11 protein-coding genes are annotated in these 18,514 nt (G+C 58.4%); 1 reads left to right on the top strand and 10 read right to left on the bottom strand.

What is annotated here, in order from left to right:
* Positions 1-180 precede the first annotated feature (180 nt).
* The 8 genes from VGH41_RS07235 to phnS form a co-directional block, all read right to left on the bottom strand.
* Positions 181-741: a phosphonate degradation HD-domain oxygenase gene (locus VGH41_RS07235; RefSeq protein ID WP_331596670.1), complete on the bottom strand. Its 561-nt coding sequence runs from the start codon at positions 739-741 to the stop codon at positions 181-183.
* 4 nt (positions 742-745) lie between these two features.
* The gene (gene phnY, locus VGH41_RS07230; RefSeq protein WP_331596675.1) at positions 746-2,188 is read right to left on the bottom strand and encodes a phosphonoacetaldehyde dehydrogenase; all 1,443 of its coding nucleotides are present in this window, start codon (positions 2,186-2,188) and stop codon (positions 746-748) included.
* Between the two features lie 5 nt (positions 2,189-2,193).
* A complete protein-coding gene (phnA, locus tag VGH41_RS07225) occupies positions 2,194-3,459 on the bottom strand; it encodes a phosphonoacetate hydrolase (RefSeq protein ID WP_331596669.1) in 1,266 nt (421 codons plus the stop codon).
* Between the two features lie 22 nt (positions 3,460-3,481).
* Positions 3,482-4,228, bottom strand: coding sequence for a phosphonate utilization associated transcriptional regulator (locus VGH41_RS07220; RefSeq protein WP_331596668.1), 747 nt, complete (start codon positions 4,226-4,228; stop codon positions 3,482-3,484).
* Between the two features lie 78 nt (positions 4,229-4,306).
* The gene (phnV, locus tag VGH41_RS07215; protein ID WP_331596667.1) at positions 4,307-5,170 is read right to left on the bottom strand and encodes a 2-aminoethylphosphonate ABC transport system, membrane component PhnV; all 864 of its coding nucleotides are present in this window, start codon (positions 5,168-5,170) and stop codon (positions 4,307-4,309) included.
* Positions 5,170-6,102 (bottom strand): 2-aminoethylphosphonate ABC transporter permease subunit, encoded by a 933-nt coding sequence (locus VGH41_RS07210; protein WP_331596665.1) that lies wholly within the window; start codon positions 6,100-6,102, stop codon positions 5,170-5,172. Before VGH41_RS07210 ends, phnV begins: the two co-directional genes overlap by 1 nt.
* Complete coding sequence (phnT, locus tag VGH41_RS07205) at positions 6,080-7,177, bottom strand: 2-aminoethylphosphonate ABC transport system ATP-binding subunit PhnT (RefSeq protein WP_331596664.1); 1,098 nt, start codon at positions 7,175-7,177, stop codon at positions 6,080-6,082. The genes VGH41_RS07210 and phnT overlap by 23 nt, the downstream gene beginning before the upstream one ends.
* A 103-nt stretch (positions 7,178-7,280) precedes the next feature.
* Positions 7,281-8,375, bottom strand: a complete 1,095-nt coding sequence (phnS, locus tag VGH41_RS07200; protein ID WP_331596663.1) for a 2-aminoethylphosphonate ABC transporter substrate-binding protein — start codon at positions 8,373-8,375, stop codon at positions 7,281-7,283.
* A gap of 330 nt (positions 8,376-8,705) precedes the next feature.
* Here phnS and VGH41_RS07195 point away from each other — a divergent pair, with 330 nt between their 5' ends.
* Positions 8,706-9,845, top strand: coding sequence for a 2-aminoethylphosphonate--pyruvate transaminase (locus VGH41_RS07195; protein ID WP_414696617.1), 1,140 nt, complete (start codon positions 8,706-8,708; stop codon positions 9,843-9,845).
* A 673-nt stretch (positions 9,846-10,518) separates the two neighbouring features.
* Here VGH41_RS07195 and VGH41_RS07190 read toward each other — a convergent pair.
* On the bottom strand, positions 10,519-17,022 hold the full coding sequence (locus tag VGH41_RS07190; RefSeq protein ID WP_331596662.1) for a hypothetical protein: 6,504 nt from the start codon (positions 17,020-17,022) through the stop codon (positions 10,519-10,521).
* Between the two features lie 672 nt (positions 17,023-17,694).
* Positions 17,695-18,450, bottom strand: coding sequence for a DeoR/GlpR family DNA-binding transcription regulator (locus VGH41_RS07185; protein WP_331596661.1), 756 nt, complete (start codon positions 18,448-18,450; stop codon positions 17,695-17,697).
* Positions 18,451-18,514: the final 64 nt, after the last annotated feature.

Below are 18,514 nucleotides of genomic sequence, written 5' to 3'. Positions count from 1 at the left end.
CCCCGCCGAAAGCCTTGCCACTGCTGGCTCTCCCGCCTCCCGCACTTCGTACCCGAAGCGCGAAAGACCGAGATTCTAGCGAGCCCTTCCAGCACTTGCAAGCGTTATTTTGAGGACCCGTTAAACACGCAAAAACGAGCCCGTTACGCTCGTCCAGCGGGCCTCATCCATAAGAAGATTTCAGGTCGACGCCTGCTTCTCCATCACCCGTCCCACCACGCGCAGGTAATGGTCGATATCCGGTGTGGCGCGGTTCGCTTCCTTGGCCAGATCGTCCCAGCGGCGCACCCGCAATGCGTCTTCCGCATACGGTTTGCTCAGGAAGGTGTCGGCGTCCTGCTTGCTGAAAATTCCGCCCTGCAATTCAAGGCTTCGGACCGAGTCCGAAGAGAGGCGGCCGAAATAGGTTTCGTCGATCGCGCACAGGCAGCGCTTCGCGTCGACGTGCAAACGGATCGGCTCCAGCACCGCCGCGGGCAAGATTGGCCGCAGGAACGGCAGCGCGAAATATTGATGCAGATCGTCGATGCCCCGCTCCGTCGGCGTCGCGCCATGGAGGTTCAGCAAATGACCCAGATCGTGCAGGAAAGCGGCCGCCACCAGCTCGTCGCTCGCGCCATCGCTCTCCGCCAGCGCAGCGCTTTGCAGTGCATGCTCCAGCTGCGTCACCGGCTCGCCGCTATAGGCGAGATCGCCGTGCTGCTCAAACAAGGTACGAATATCATCCAGACTCAAAGCCACACCATCACTCCCAGGGTAACGAGAACGTCTTGAGGTTGGTGAAGCTCTTCATCGCTTCCTGCACCCCTTCCTTATAGCCCAGCCCCGAGTCCTTGATGCCGCCAAACGGCGTCAGCTCGATCCGGTAACCAGGTACTTCCCACACGTTGACCGTGCCCACGCGCAATTCGTTGATAAAACGTGTGATCGCGTCCTGACGGTTCGTGCACACGCCCGACGACAGGCCGAACGCCGTGTCGTTGCTGATACGGATCGCGTCGTCCAGCGTATCGAACGTGATGATGGGCGACACGGGACCAAACGTTTCCTCACGAACCAGTGTCATCGCCGGGTTCACCCGGTCGACCACCGTCGGCGCATACAACGCGCCACGCCGCAGATTGCCCGCGAGGAGCCGCGCGCCCTGCGCCACCGCTTCGTTGACGCGCGCCTCGAACAGTTGCGCCGCGCTTTCGTCGATGACGGTACCCATCTGGTTCGCTGGATCGAACGGATCGCCGTAGGACCACGCGCGGGTCTTCTCCACCACACATTCGGTGAATTGGGCCGCCACGCTCTTTTGCACCAGCATTCGCTTGACTGCCGTACAGCGCTGGCCGGAATTCTTGTACGAACCCTGCACCGCCAGCGTCGCCGCGCGGTCCAGATCGGCGTCTTCAAGGACGATCAGCGGATCGTTGCCGCCCAGTTCCAGCACGACGCGTCGGTACGCCGCCTTCGCCGCAATGTATTTGCCGATTGCGACACCGCCAGTGAAGGTGACCAGTTCGGCCAGCGGATGAGTGATCAGTTCGTCCGCAATCTCGCGCGGGTCGCCGGTGATCACCTGCAACATCGGCTCGGGCAAGCCGGCTTCATACAGAAGGTCGGCCAGATAGAACGCCGAAAGGGGCACCTTCTCCGACGGCTTCAGCAACACCCGGTTGTTGGTCGCGATCGCCGGCGCGATCTTGTGCGCGACCTGGTTCATCGGATGATTGAACGGCGTAATCGCGACGACCACGCCAGCCAGCGGCTCGCGCTGCGAAAACACGCGGCGCTTTTTGCCGTGCGGCGTCAGATCGCACGAAAAGCTCTGGCTGTCGTCACGCAACACTTCGATGGATGCGAACTTGAGCACATCGGCCACGCGCCCGATCTCGTAACGCGAATCGTGCTTTGAGAGCCCCGACTCGAGCGAGATCAGATCGGAGGCCGCCTCGGTACGCTCGCGCAGCAACGCCGCGGCCCGCTCGAGAATCTGCGAACGCTCATAGCGCGAGAGCTTCGCCTGATAGGCCGCGCCATACTCGAAAGCGGCACGCACATCATCGACGCTCGCCAGCGGCACCGTACCTACGCGCAGGCCGCTGTAGGGATCGAACACATCCAGCGTACGTTCACGCAGCGCGCGCTCGCCCTTCAGGCGCAGCGCCTCGACGCGAAATGCCGGATGGTCCGTCCGCATCGCATTCACGACGTCACCACATGATTCAGTGCGATATCGAAGACATCGAAGTTGCGCAAGCGCTTGCCCTTCACCAGACCCTCGAGCTGCCGATTGAAGATCAACGGCACTTCCTGCTCGGACAGACCGCCGTGCGAACGCAGCGGCACGGTCAAGCCCGACAGATCGTGCTGGTCGCGCCGCGTGCCGAGCACGACATTGCGCGTGCTCACCACCACGATGTCGCCCACCCGATCATCTGGCAGTTCGAATCGTTCGCATGCGGCGCGGTTGTCCAGTACGACTTCGACGCCTGCAAGTCCGCTGATCCGCTCGATCACCTGCGCCACGTTTGCATCTTTGGGTAGATAAATCGTCGCGAACGAACCGAGCGCGCCATGATGAACCACGTACGGATCGGTGATCGGCAAAATCACGCGGGCCTTGCTCGTGCCGAGCCATTCGTCCATCACGTCCTGCAGATAGATCACATTCGGCTCGCCCGTCTGCGGATCGTGCTTGGCGTTCATTCCGTGGTCGGCGGTGAGGCCGATCGTCCAGCCGAGTTCGTCGAGTTGTGCCAGATAGCGGTCCATCATGGCGTAAAAGGCGTTCGCGCCTTCAGTGCCGGGCGCCCACTTGTGCTGGATATAGTCGGTGGTCGACAGATACATCAGGTCGAGCTTGCGCGTTTGCGCGAGACGCACGCCCGCAGCAAAGACGAATTCGGAAAGTCCCGCACTGTAGACGTCCGGCACCGGCAGACCCACCAGATCGAGCACTTCGGCAATGCCGTTTTCTTCGAGCGTCACCGTGTCCGCTTTCTCCGCGGAGAAACAGATGCCCTTCAGTTGCCAGCCGAGCAGGCGGCGCAGCTTGTCCTTCGCGGTGACCACCGCAACGGCGGCGCCCGCCTCTGCGGCGGCGGCCAGCAGCGTCCCGGCGCGCAGATAGGCCGGGTCGTTCATCATGACTTCCGCGCCCTCGCCGCCGTTGGCTTGCGGATCCCAGAAGTAGTTGCCGCAAATGCCGTGCACCGAAGGCGGCACGCCGCAGACAATCGACAGGTTGTTCGGGTTCGTGAACGACGGGATCACGCAATCGCCCTTGAGCGCCGTGCCCTCTTTAAGCATTTTGCCGATGAACGGCGCCACGCCCGCCGCGACCGCTGCTTCGAGATAGTCGTACTCGCAGCCGTCGACGCAGACCACCACGGTCGGCTTCGACGACAGTCCGTAAGCACGGCCATTCACTTCAATACTGCGCACATCTTGTTCAGTCTGGATTGCCATCGCTCTGTTCCTTGCGCGTCGGTTACGCGCGTTCTTCATCAATCGGGGCGGACGGCGGCAGCAATGCGCTGCGCTGTCCAACCGGTTCATACGCTTCGTGCATGCGCTGCCGGCCGCCGTTCACGTGTGCGTGCATCAGCGCGGCGGCACGACCGGCATCGCGCGATGCGAGCGCCGTCAGAATGGCCCGGTGCTCCGCCAGCGAGCGCTCCATCGCATCGGCATGCACCACCAGTGCGGCGCGGCGGAACAGGCTCAACTCGCCCACCAGCCGCCGGTACGTCTCATACAGCTTGCCGTTGCCCGCCGCCGCCACGATGCCGTCGTGGAACGCCACATTGGCGCGCGCATAGGCATCGCGATCCTGCGCGTCGAACGCGCTGCGCATCGCGTCGAGCTGCTCGCGCAATTCCGCCAGTTGCGCGGCGTCGATGCTCGACGCCAGCATCCGGCACGCCGCCTCTTCGAGCACGGCACGCACCGCGTAAATCTCATCCGCCTCTGCCAGCGACACGATCCGCACGAACACACCTCGGTTTTTTTCGGTCCGCACGAGGCCCGCTTGCTCCAGTGCGCGAAACGCCTCCCGCACCGGACCGCGTGACACCTGCAAACGGGCCGCCCAATCCGTTTCATTGAGCTTGTCGCCCGGCGATAACACTCCTTCGACGATGTTGCGCTCGATCTCGTCGCGCACCAGCGCCGTCAACGAGTGGCGGCGAACCACGTCAATCGGATCGGCTGAGGCTATTTCCATATTTTCGGTCATTTTGACATTTTTTGCCACATCAACCTGCGTCGGCCACCGCTTTGCAGTAAGCACCCGAAGTCAGCGGCAAGCCGCCGGTCAGTCCACCCGGCGGCGCGGGACCCGCGCCGCAATCAGCAGCAATGCGGCCAGCGAGACCAGCAAGAGGATCAGCGACAGCGCGGACGCCGGCAGGTAATAGCCGCGCTCGACCTGCCCGACCACGACGATCGGCACTGTCGCAAAGCCAGGCGGATAAACGGTGAGCGTTGCGCCCAGTTCGCCGAGCGAGAGCGCAAAGCCGAGCGCAAGACTCGCGCGGATGGCCGGCACCAGTTGCGGCAGCACGACGCGCCGCAACACCATCGAAGGCGGCGCGCCCAGACTGGCCGCAGCCTCGCGCAAAATGGTCAGTTCCGGACGCAAGGCCGCAGCCGCGCAGCGATAGCAGAACGGCAGAACCAGCGCGAGCTGCACGAACACCACGATTGCCGCGGAGCTCGACAGATCGAGCGGCCGCTTGTGATACGCGATCAGCACGGCCAGCCCGAGCACCACGCTCGGCACACCGTTGGGCATCATCGCGATCGTGTCGACCAGTGCGCCGAGGCCGCGCCGGTCGCGCCCTTCGAGTGCCAGCGCCAGCCACAAGCCGAGGATCGTGCCCAACACCGACACGCCGAAGCCAATTTCGAGGCTGGTTGTGAGCGCGTCGAAATCGCTCGAGCCGAGCCGTTCGAACCAGCGCATGCTGAAACCATCCGGCAAGATGGTGCCGGACCAGTGCGCGGCGACGCTGGAAAGCGCCACCACGACGACCGGCAATACGAAGAGCCAGAAGCACAGTAACGCCGCGAACGCGAGAAATGCGCCGCCTGCCACACGCGTAGCCAGACTGCGTTGCACCGGGCGCGCCCGCTTGTGCATCACGGGTAATACGGTGGGATCCAGATCGACGGCCATTAGCGCGCTCCTTTTACCTTGCGTCGATTGACCCGGCGGTACAACGCATACAGCGACAACGACATCATCAGCATCACGACCGCACCGGCGGCCGCGGTCGGCAAGTCCAGATCGACGGTGGCCGAACTGTAGATCGCCACCGGCAGCGTGATCAGATGCGCGCTGCCGAGCACCAGCAAAATGCCGAATTCGTTCAATGTGAGCAGAAAGCACAGGATCGTGCCCGCCGCGATGCCCGGCCACGCCAGCGGCAGGATCACCTTGAAGGCCACCATCCAGCCGCTGGCGCCGAGACTGCGCGCGGCTTCGATCAGGCGCATGTCGAGTGTGGCGAAGGAGGCCAACGTCGGACGCACGACAAACGGGGCGTAAAACACCACCTCCGCGAGAATCACGCCGGCCACGCCGAACAGAAAGTCGAGCGGGGGCGCCTGCAGATGAAACAGCCGCTGCAGACCGATACTGACCGAGCCTTGCGAGCCGTACAGAAAGATCAGCGTGAAGGCGACGAGAAACGACGGGAACGCGACGAACAGTTCAAGAAAGCGCGTAACCAGCCGCGCACCCGGGAACGGCTTGAAGAACAGGATCGATGCCAGCGCCACGCCGAGCAACGAGGCGAGGCCCGCACTGGCGAACAGTATCCACAGCGTCGTGCCGATCACGCCGCGCGTCTCGGGATTGCCGAAGAACGCCGCGTAAGCCTGGAAACCGAGACCATGCGACCCGGTCAGGCTCAATAACACCAGCCGCACCAGCGGATAGATCACGAGCGGCCCGAGCACGACCACGGCGAGGAACAGCAGATGCCATTGCGCGGCGCGTTCCCGACGCCGCACGGCGGCCGCATGCGACGCGAAGGTGGCGGCGCGGCGCGCGTCGGCGAGCGCGTCGGGGCTGTGCGGCGTGTCAGGGGTTGATAAGGACGACATCGTCTGCCTCATAGCGCAGTGAAATACGCGCACCCTTTTCGGGCGACATGCCGTGGCCGCGTTGCATCGTGACGAGGACCGGCTCATTGGGCATGGCGTCGAGCACGACCGACACCGACAACACCGCGCCGTACCATTCCACCGACGTAATCGCGCCATGCAACTGCCCTTCGCCGAGCGGCACGATCCGCAGTGCCTCGGGACGCAGGCAGGCGACGCGCTCGCGCTCGTTGTAGCGCGAATCGCCGAGCGGAAAGGCCACCTGCGGCGGCAGCAGATTGGCCGCGCCGAGATAGCGCGCGACGAAGCTGTCGTTCGGTGCGTCGTACAACTGCTGCGGCGTGCCGAGCTGGGCAATGCGGCCTTCGCGCATCAGCAGCGTACGGTCGGACAACACGAGCGCGTCGTCCTGATCGTGCGTCACGCAGACGATGGTGAGATTCGGCAGCCGCTCATGCAGCGCCTTCAGTTCGGAACGCACCGACGCGCGCAGATTGGCGTCGAGTGCGGAAAGCGGTTCGTCGAGCAGGAGCACGTCCGGCTCGATCACGAGTGCGCGCGCCAACGCCACGCGCTGCTGCATGCCGCCCGACAGCTGCGCGGGCATCACATGGCCGGAATCGCCCAGTTGCACGAGCTTGAGCGCGTCCGCGACGCGGCGGGCAATTTCCTTGGACGATTCGCGCCGCGCGCGCAAACCGAACGCGACATTCTCAAACACCGACAGATGCGGAAACAGCGCATAGCTTTGAAACAGCAGCCCGAGATTGCGCTTGTGCGGCGGCACATGCGTCAGGTCGCGGCCGGCCACCGTCAAGGTGCCGGCCAGCCCGTCTGCTTCGATGAACCCGGCGATGAAACGCAACAACGTAGTCTTGCCACACCCGCTGCGGCCGAGCACGGTCAGCAATTCACCGCGTTCGATCGTGAGCGAAAGGTCATCGAGCACCGTCCGCGTGCCGAAACGCACCGTGAGATGCTCGATCTGCACGCCACCCGGCGTGCCCGGCTGCGCCGCTGCGTGCGCCTCCGGTGAGGCGCCGAGCGCGCCAGGGGCAAGAGTTGCGGTGTTCACCGGATTCATCCTCCAACTTGGGTAGTGCGGGTAAAGACATCGGCACATGCAGGCAAATGCCGGCAGGCCCCGTCACCTCGATGCGGGGCCTGCTGCGCGCGACTTATTGCGCCGGCTTGACGACTTCGACCTGCTTGCCGGAATTACCGATTACGTCGTTCTTCCAGCGGGCGGTCCAGTCAGCCTTCTTTGCCATCACCTGGTTCCAGTCCACCGGAATCAGCTTCACGCCGGCAATGGCCTGCTTCACGGCTTCGCCGTTCTTGCCGGTGAGTGGCACGTCGGTGCGAGCCGGAATGCCGAAGATGTCCGGCACCTTGGCCTGCACGTCCGTCGACATCAGATAGTCGATCAGCTTCTTGCCTTCTGCCTGGTTCGGGCCGTTCTTGATCAGACCGATGGCGTACGGCAACTGGAACGTGGTCGGCTTGCCGCCGGGCGCAGCGGCGAGGAAGATCGGCTTGAGCGACAGGCCGCCGTTGGCCGCGTCGTCCAGATCCATCTGCAGGTCGCCGTTAGCCAGCGAGATTTCGTTGCGCGAGAGCAGCACGTCGAGATAGCCCGTGCCCTTGGTGTGGAACTTGGCGCTCTGTTCGAGCTTCTTCAGGTAATCGAATGCCTTGTCTTCGCCCATCAGTGAAGTCGTCAGGATGATCACGGCCATGCCGTCGCCTGCCGTTGCCGGATTCGAATACGCAACCTTGCCGCTGAAATCCGGATTCAACAGATCCGCGAAAGTCTTCGGCTCGGTCTTCACCACCTCAGGGTTGATCGCGAACGAGAAGTAGTTATTCACGAAGGTCGCCCACGAACCATTGGATGCCTTGGCGATCGCCGGCACATTCTTGTAGTTGGCGCTCTGGTAGGCCTGCAGCAGTCCGGCCTGATCCGCCTGCTGGATGAACGGCGGCAGCGTGACGAGCACGTCGGCCTTCGGCGCATCCTTTTCGATGGTCGCGCGGTTCACCACTTCGCCACTACCGGCCGTGACGATGTTGACCTTGACGCCTTCCTTCTTTTCGAAGGCCGGCAGCACGTCCTTGTAGAGGTTTTCGAGGCCGTCGGCCGTGTACAGCACCACCGCGTCGGCGGCCTGGGCGGGCAGCGCCGCGCCTCCGAAAGCAGCGGCCACCACGAGTGCCGGCAGTGTTTTGCGGACAATGCTGGCAGTCGCGCGAAGGTGATTCGTCTTCTTCATGTCGTTCTCTCCGAAAGGCCAAAAAACCAGACGGTCGGGAAAACCCGCTCCCGATACCTGTTGTGATGTGACGGCGGTAGCGCCGCGCCGCTTACGTTTGCCCGCAGCACAGATTGGCGCAAGTGCAGATTGCTGACAACCGCGCTGCTTTATCTCCAGCCAGACTTACAGACAACCAGCCACTCGGGCGCTGCCTGCCTTGCCTGAACGGGCATAGCAAGGATTACAGGTTTCCGTGACAGCGCCATGACCATTTTCACAATTTCCAAAAAATGACACAATTCGCCAATAATATGCAAAGCGTACTCGCGCCTCCGCTTGTTCCGGAGGATGCGTTCATCTGATGACGGAGGCTGTGTGATTCTTGGCAACGACCCTATCCTGCTGACCCCGGGACCCCTCACCACCTCGCCCGCCACACGCCAGTCCATGCTGCGCGACTGGGGCTCGTGGGACACGGCATTCAACCGTATGACCGAGAGCGTCTGCACCGATCTGCTCGAGATCGTACATGGCGAAAATGAGTATGTTTGCGTGCCGTTGCAGGGTAGCGGCACCTTCGCCGTCGAGGCGGCGATCGGCACGCTGGTGCCGCGCCAGGGCTGCGTACTGGTGCCGAACAACGGCGCGTACTGCGCGCGCATCATCAAGATCCTGCAGCGCATGGGAATCGCCTATGTGGAGCTGCCGCTGGGCGACGACGAGCCCGTAACGGCGGCGGCGCTCGAGGACGCCTTCAACCTCGACTCGCGCATCACCCATGTCGCCCAGGTGCATCTGGAGACGAGCGCGGGCCTGCTCAATCCCCTCGACGCTATCGCTGCTGTATGTCAGCGGCACGGCAAGAGCCTGATTGTCGACGCGATGAGTTCGTTCGGCGCTTTGCCGATCGATTTGCGCAACGGGGGCATCGACGCGCTCGTATCGGCGAGCGGCAAATGCCTCGAAGGCGTGCCTGGCATGGGCTTCGTGATTGTGCGCCGCAGCGTGCTGGAAGCGAGTGAAGGACGCTCGCCGTCATTGGCGCTGGATCTGCACGACCAGTACGTCTATATGCAGAAAACGACCCAATGGCGCTTCACGCCCCCGACCCACGTGCTCGCTGCGCTGCGCACCGCGCTCGACCAGTTCATCGCGCAAGGCGGCCAGCCGGCGCGCGGCGCGCGTTACGCGCGCAACTGCGCGGCTCTGGTAGAGGCGATGAAATTACTCGGCTTCGAAACGTTTCTGAAACCTGAAGTGCAGGCGCCGGTGATCGTCACGTTCCACGCGCCGCGCGATCCGAAATGGAAGTTCGCCGATTTCTACGCTGCGGTGCGTGATGCCGGCTACGTGCTGTATCCGGGCAAGCTGACCCAGGTGGAGACGTTTCGGGTGGGATGCATTGGCGCGATTGATGAAAACGAGCTGTATAACGCGGTGGCGGCGATTGGGCGGGCGGTGGCGAGGCTTGGCCTGCGGGTCAGGTAGTCGGAGCGGCATGGTCACTTCGGCGGCTCGCTGTCAGGTCGGGGACGTATTTGTCCTCGTCCGGCGGTTCCGGCGCGCACTGCACATACAGCAGCACCGCAATCAGAGGTGGTGAATTGGTTGGTTGACGCCCGCTCGACGCACAATGCTTGCTCGTTGCTCTCTGTAACGGGCAGACGGCCCAAGAGGATCAGGTCAGCTCTCTGGACCAGAAATGCTGCAGGTCGATCCGTTCTTGCAAGCCGATGCGTAAAGACCGTCCATATCTCATGACGCTATTTCGGCGTTAAAACGCCATTGCGTGAAGCTCTCTCGTCTATTCAAGGTAAATTTCTATTGACTCTTTGAAGCAAATCGCCGGGCATGACCATGTCGCATTGCTACGGCTTGACCCTCGCAGAGGAAAGAGTCGAGTAATCTGATACTTTCCAGTGCCCGTCTTCATTTAGTCTTACAGGCGGATCCGTAAGCATTCGAGTCGAACCGGGAATTATGATCCGCCACGTACCGGCGTATTCATCCCAACGAACCTGATAGGTTACGCCCCCTTCTTTCACGAAGAATCTACTCGGATTCTTTCCCTCCTCCTCGCCTACATATATGTCCTTGAACTTCGCTTCTTCAGATGTAACCGGTACCAGTTTAATCTCATCCGCATATCTCCAGACAGGATTTACAGTACCAAGCAAAGGAGGATATACGACAGTACTTTTCCGAGACTGTACGCTGTAGCTCCAGTTGGGAAATTTGCATCAAATTTCCTCATTCGATGAAAAGCAGACTTGAGTGGCGCCGGCTCGACCAGATCGTATAACAGGAGCGCGGTTTGTCTGGCATAGGGACCAGATGATTGCAGTGCTTTAAGGGCTAGTTGCCTGCCGTGGAGACCCTGCGCACTACTTCTAGCAACCTTATCTGCGACAACCTTTTTGATATCCTTCGTCGCTTTTGCCCACTTTGCTCCCGACACCCCCAAAACACCCAATACGGTGATTGCATCAAAGAAAAGGCTTTCGATATTTACTTTATATGTACTATCAGTAATAGTATTATAGATTTCGCCATAAGTAGGAAGAATTAGTGTGGCAATAACGTGCCAGATTGAATGTTCGTCGAATTCGCCCTGCAGCAGTCTCGACCGTTCATCAATTACATCTTTCATGATCGGGTTTACTATGTCAAAAAGTGGCTTACGGGAATTTGATTCTTCCTCGGTGACATGGTGATAACCCAATATTAGCGGCGTTTCCTCCTTTGCATAAATAGAATCCTTTCCGAGCAGCGGAACGATAAACTTAGACCGGAAATCATTCCATCTCGCCCTGTCTCTTTCCTGATTAATTTTATCACTGACATTAGGGTTGTCGAACTTGTACGGATAAACTTCAGACCATGTCCGACCAGTACCCGACAGAGTGTACGGATTATCGAAAATCTGTTTAAAATACCGATTACTCTTCATTTTTTGTTCACTGAACATCTGCACCCGTTCCTCGCCCGCCAAGGTGGAAATAATCAACCAGTTTCCATCATACAATTGAATGAAATCAATTTCCCCTGGCATTGTTCTCGCAATTATGTCTTCCACTGTCACAAGCGTAAAGCGATAGGTTTTTTTCACCTCATTGAAGATTTGCGATGCTGTCAAGGTGCTATTCGAAATAGCCGCCGTCGTACTGACCCTTGCATCATACTCAAGAAATTTATCTCTATATTGATTAAACTGATCTACAAAGAATTTCTGCCATTCGAAATTTGGGGATGGCTTAAAATCCTCGAACCCGAAATAACCCAACGGCTTGTCCGAGGCATCCAAAAATGGATTAAGTTTCCTTTTTTCCTCATTAAATTCACGAGCAATATCGTCAAATAATGCTCTCGGCAAATCCTTACCTCGATATTTAAAAAGCTGGAATAAATTAGATGCAATCAATTCAAGTTCCCCGGCCTTCTTCTCATCCTCAGACAACGCATAATATTCATCAAGGTAAGTTTTTGAGGGGTCAAGAAACTGGATTTCGTTCATTTTCAGGTAAAATTTAACGGCTTCCTGCTGGGCAGCAATTATATCCCTGTAGTCATTTTTCAATTCAATATCATTGATATTCTGCATCGATATGAGAGAGAGAAAGCTCTGGCGCCATCTATTTTTTTCCATTGATTTATGCAAAAAATTGATCGCAACATCCAACTCCATCAATTTTTCCAGATGATTGTCACCACGCTCATATTCCTGTCGACTTCTTATTTTCATTTTCTCAACAGCCATCCTAATCAGAGCAGAATTATGTGCATTATCACTATTACTCATTTCATATCGGGTATCGGTAGTATTTCGCTCAGAAAAATAGTTCTCCTTGACACTTTCCTTGGCACGTTCAATCCCCTTGGCATATGCTAGCAGGCGCTTTTTCGTGGCCGACGAATTTTTATGTTCAAGCTCCTGTTCCTTCAGTTTAGGCAGCTTTTTTTCAAGGACACCCAGCTCATCGCTGACCTCTTTGCTTCGTTTTTCAAGCCTTGCAACGTCCGTCTCTATTCTTTGCACCGATTCCGGATCCCGGTACAGCGGCCAGAGTACCCCGTTTGGCCGAAAAACATTCCAGCGATTTATTTCAGATGTCAAAAACTTAAGTTCATCATTTTTTTGTATGCGGTCCCTCTCAACACGACTCCGCTCATCCTGAACATCCGTCAATTTTGTCTCAAGGGTGTTGATCTCCTGCATAATTCCGTCGGATCCTTCTGAAAGTGCATCGTCAAACATATCATCATCGATATTTTTTGTTGAGAAAGAATTTTCATACTCCGAAATAAGTATTTTTCCTTCATCGTCAATATTGATACTAGACAATATTTGATCAACATATTCTGCTATCGATGGACTCACAGAATGGCCCTCCCCCCCTATGCCTATGTGACGGCGCCTATAATCAATCTCCGATATCGCCATCATTATTTCCAGAGTTTTATCGAAATCGTCATTCTTATATGTTTCGGAAAACCAGACATCGAGATAAGATCTCAAAACAGCTAGAAGATCTGAATATTTGTACGCCTGTCTTTGCTCAAACGCAACCTCAATGAAATCCTTGAGCATAGAATATGTGTTTAGAGTATAGTTGCTTACAGTGAAGATATGCTCGACCGCCCTTTCATCGCTCTTTTTCAAATCAGCAGGCGATGTTGTGTATTGGCACCACAACCCATTCCACTTCATTACCTTTAGTTCACCCCCTTTTTTATTGCGAATCATGTTTTTATTCGGATCGAATGGCCAAAAACTACCGTTGATCCTCATGAACAATTTACCTTCGGCGCCTTCGTAGAGACCATCCTCACTTCTTATCATGCCACCGGACAAATTCTTCTCTGCATCATCCGGGCTCCATTGTCTGACACTTTCTTCCAGACTCGTATCAATCAACGCAAACTGAACCTTACCCTCCTCCGCGCGAGTTCCCCAGATGCTATCCGGCCGTGATCGCTGCATTCTTACCATGCTCCCCGGAATTTTCCCGATTATTCTTCCGAAGTTGTTGTCACGTCCGTTATATTGAAATTCCCAGTAAGCCCTATCAACATACATAAAATTAAAATAGCTATCAACGCCATTTATGCGTTTAAGACGTTTATATATTCCTCTGCCAGCCCCTCTCACAAAGTCAAAAGGATCGAATTGAAAAGAATTTTTTCTGTCCAGCTTTTTTATCTCCGCGACGAGGGCTTTTGTTAAGTACGGTGACACCGGTTGTGCCGTCTGGACCGGAGCAGCTGGCACCGCAAGCGATCTTTTTGCCCTCCCTCCTTCCAGAGATTTATTCTCGGCATCTGTATCGGCGGAGGCCAAAATATTCCTGATTTTTTTCAACAAAACGTCCCTCTCAGCGTGTTCTTTTTTCTCTCTTAATGACGAATACAAATAGGCAGATGTTCCAAGCGCCCCAGCGATCGCCATAAGCGCCGGCGTTCGGTACTGCCGAAAGCGACCGGTCTTTTGCGCTGACGACACACCACCGCTGGGTTGCTGTGAGCAGGATTCTTCAGCGGCGACAGATGCCCCAGCTCCGTCAAGGAGCGCTCCATATTCGTCCTGACCTCTACCCTGTAACGTGCTGGACGAGGCTTCTCCAGTCGAATCCGAACCGGCTGGCTCCTGAGTCAACCTGTCCTCTGCCCGTAGGCGCTGCATTTCCGTTGAATCTGCAGTCCTCTCCGTCCTTTGCATTTCTATATCGTCGTTCGCCGCCTTTCCCGTCGGATTTTTCGCCTGATAGATCGCATATAGCGTTGCCAGCCACCACGCCCCGAGAGCGATGCCCGCCCCCGTTTTCCAGATCAGATTGAGACCCTCGGTGTCTCTCAGAAATTCTCGACTCTTCTCATCAAGTTCAATGCGAAAATCGCTCACCATCTCATCAGGCGAATCAAGCCACCATGCGCGAGAAGGCTTCCCGGTTTGGCTGGTGCTGGCTTGATCCGGCGTGGCACTGGTCGCATAGGAAACGGGTTGCGATTTATCGGACAACTGCTCAGATTCACTGGTGGGGGCCCCAAGTGAAGCGGCTACGGGAGAGGTTTCTCCGGACTGGGAGGTGGAGGCAGACGCAGTTTCGGAGCCACTCTTGAATTCTTCCATTGCTGCCGCAGCCCGCTCGTCCATCTTGTGCACCTCGGCCACTTTTTCGGGGGGGATCACCCCCGCCTCGACGCCCGTGAAGAGCCACGCACCGCGCCCTGTGCTGGAAGTGGACGGGGCATTGCCACTCCCGCTCGCGACGTCAGGGAGATCGGGCTGGTTCCCGTCCATCCCCGCGGCAGTTTCCGCCAAAATGTCGAAGCCGGATATCGCCGTATCCACGATCAAGTCGGCAACCAATGTTTCAAGCTTCTCGGCTATCTCCCTAAATGCCGGGTTGTCACTGTCACTTAGGATCTTGATGACTTCTTCGGCCCAGTCGCTCCACGACTCAGTGACAGGCAAAGTGCCTGCTGAACGCAATGCCTCACGAAGGACGGGCAAGAGCGGGATCAGACCGATGAGGGTATTGAGGCCAGGTAAATTCAGGGGCGCGAGGGTCGATTTCAGCCCGGCGGCGACCTTCTGCAGTTCCCGCCCCTGGGCAACGGGATCAGGCTCCCAGAGTGCACGACGCAATGCATCGAGCACAGCCAGGTCGATATAGCGCCCGTAATAGAGCAGCCCTAACCCAGGATACCTGCGTGCCTGTTCCAGCGCCCAGTGCATGACATCCGTCCACGACCCATTCTCAGGAAATCCGGACAGGTCAACGTTCTCTATGAGCGCCCGAAGATAGCTATGTTCAGGGAACAGACTGGCAACCTGAGCGGGATAGGTCTTGATCTCATCCCACGCTATCTTGCCGAACTCCCTAACCTGGGTAGTCGGTCCTCCCCCCGCAGGGACGCGCTGATACCAGCTCCACAACGTGGTACCGATCGGAAGGAGCGCAAGGCCTGCCACTGGATACGCCGCATATCCCAGCAAGGTTGGAACAGCATTTGCAATCGCCAAGGGAAGAGCGCGCGCCACGGGGGCCGAAAGGTACGGCGTCAGGAGAGCGGGCACAACATGGTTCAGCGCCACGGACGCAGCTGTGCCGAATATCGCAGGAGCAGCGTAGGCCGCTGCCACAGGAGCTCCGGCAGTGAGCACCGGCCGCGCCACGTGCTGTGCCGTGCGCGAGAGCACATACGTGGCCTTTTCCCAGTTTGACGACTGCTCATTGGCCAGCCCAGACAGGATACCCATCAGGTCCAGCGAGGAGGAGTCCAGTCCGAGCTTCTGCCTGACGCTCTCGATAACCGGCTCAAGGCCGATCCGTCCGGCTAGCGCGCGTGTCGATGGCGCATTCATCTGCCCGAGCAGCCAGCTGGTCTGCTGGCCCAGCGACGCGTCGCCGGGAAAGGTACCCATCTGGCGAAACAGCACCGCCCCCTCTTTCAGCAGCTGCGCAGTTTCACCAGGGAGATGCGGCAGTATCTGTGCCATCCGCGTTTCATTGGCAAGCACCTCCTCCATGAACCACCTCAGCTGCCCGGCCGGATTGCCCGGGGAGCCCCCCGCTCCGCCTGCCACTTCATTCGCGACATTCGCGACCACTTTCACCAGAGGCAGGAGATTGCGTACCGGCTCCGGTAACCAGTTTTCCCGCCCCCCGTTGCGCATGAGCGCCGTCAGATAGTCGTCAAACGTGCTCTCTTCGGGCATGGATACCAGTTCACAGGCCTGGTTCAGTAACCCCTGCACCGGTTTCAGCGTCGAGATGAAACCGGTTGCGGCGCCGGCCGGCAGCAGTGAGTTGACCAACGGATGGGCGATCATGTCTTCCAGAACGGAGAGCGCGTCCCTGATGCGCTCCAGCAGCGTCGCCTCGTCAGCACCTGTGCCCGCTAATGACAGCGTGTCGGCTGCCAGCCGGAAAGCTTGCGCCATGACTTTGGGACCATCCGCCACGCTCGAGGACCACTTTGCAAAGATCGTCTGCGCCGCCTCCAGCAGCTCTGCCATTTTCTTCAGCTTCGCTACCCCCGATAACCCGACATCCCCATAAGCGTCGCTGAAAGATTGATGTAGCTCGACAATTTCTTCGTAATCCCTCAGAACGTTTCCGACCACCTCCAAAGACGCCCCCACTGTCGCAAATCTTTCTGGGAGAAGGTCTCGGTTTGTGTGCGCCAATTCAGCTATCTGCCCTAGCTTCTGGCCCGGGGTCAGTGCTTCGCTCTCATATAAGTCGCGCAGCGACCGAGAAAGCTTAAGCACGTCGCCGTGTCCGCGAAAAAAACGGGCCAGCACGTGCTCAACCATCCGCCCAGCCACCTGCTGGGCCACGCGCGACGCCAGCCCCGAAAACATGGCCACCATCGGCTGCGAATCCGCACCTCCCTGCGCTATCCTCCGTGCAAACCGAGAGTCTCCATTGAGCTCTCCCCCTAAACCGTCCATCCGGGACGTCGCGTCGTGATAAATGTCGTCGTCCTCATCGTCCAGTCCGGACAGTGCCTCATGAAAGACATCTTCATCTAACCCCTGCTCCTCTGCATGCGCCCGGTCCCCGGGCTTCTTCACGTGCCCCTTTTCTTTCCTCAGGTATTCGGTATCAGACATACGTTTCTCCGCTATTTCCAGGACGCGGAAAACAATGAGCTTCATTGGCTGACTTCACTGCTCCGTATCGTCTTCACCGTCGGTGCAATAACATTTTTATCAGTCGACCAGCTTGCCTTCCGGAAGAGCCGTTTCCCAGGTGTACTGCGTCTGATCAGCTACAGAATCGCCGCCACAGCCGCCATGCTTTGCGAGGCTATGATCAGCAGCACCGCGGCGAGCTTGAATTCCAGCGTTTGCCATGCCCCGTCACGGCTGTCTTCGTTTTTTCTCCTCGCGTAAATCAACCTGCTCTGCAAGGAATTAGTTTTTCGAGCGCAAGCTTAGATAGCAAACCTGTGTTTTAGTGAACATTATTTGCAATACCAAGGAGGTATCGAAAATTCTCCCAGTCCCCTAAAACGATATGTTTTTATATGAACGAAAATGAAACTGACGAAGACAGGCTGGCTGCGTTTGAATATTTCGAAATCCAATTCGATATGATGCTTCGATTCGGAATCGAGCGCGTTGCCTTTCCCACATTTCTTGCCGGGCAGGTATGCACGGGCGATCAGTGGACGAGACGCGACACGCTCCTGTTGCTGAACGGGATTGACGAATGGCCCACGCCGGTCTCACGTGCGGGAGACCCAGCATTTAACGCTACGGACTTGCCGTCTCGGCCTGGGGGTGTCATGAAGGCCGGCAGGCACTTCGCCCGCTCAGGTAATCAAATCACGCAATCAGGATTTCCGGCCCACGCGCCGCAATGGCCTTGCCCAGCGCGCGTTCCGGCGCCAGTTCCGTGACGAGGTAACGCGCGCTCTCGAAGCCGCCGATCCGCACCGGCGTGACGCGGCCGAATTTGGAATTGTCCGCCACCACCACGACCAGATCCGCCGCGGCGATCATGCGGCTGCGTACTTCGGCGGCCATGCGGGTGTAGTCCGTGAGCCATGCATCCGGCGAGATGCCGCCCGCGCCGACGAAGGCAAAGTCCGCGTGATACTGGGTCAACTGATGCACGGTGTCGAGGCCGAAGGTGGCGTCCTCGTTGTCCGAAAGCTCGCCGCCCAGCAGCGTGACGCGGTTGTCGTTGCGCCGCCCAAGCAGGAGCGCGATGCGCCAGTCGTTGGTATAGACCGTGAGCCGGTGGCGGTCGGTCAGCGCCCGCGCCACGGCCTGGGTGGTGCTGCCCGAATCGATGACCAGCGACGCGCCGTCCGGCACCAGCTGCGCCGCGCGTTCGCCGATCGCGCGCTTGGCGCCGGCGTTGGTGGCGTCGCGCACATCCAGATCCGGCTCGCGGCGGTCGCTCGACAGCGCCCCGCCGTGCGTCGTCACGATCAGGCCGCGGTCAGCCAGCGTGTTCAGATCGCGCCGGATGGTCTCGCGCGATACGTTCAGTTCGCGCACAAGCTCAGCCACCGACAGCGCGCCGTTCTTGGCGACTTGCGCGAGGATGTATTGATGTCGTTGTTCTGCAAGCATCTGTCGAGAGCCGGGAGCGGCACACTAAAAGGGGTTCGGACGGGCAGGAGGCCGCCGTATTGTA

Origin of the sequence: Paraburkholderia sp., assembly GCF_036488795.1 — a bacterium.
In the GTDB taxonomy this organism is placed as follows: Bacteria; Pseudomonadota; Gammaproteobacteria; order Burkholderiales; family Burkholderiaceae; genus Paraburkholderia.
This window is presented reverse-complemented; position numbering and strand designations above follow the sequence as displayed.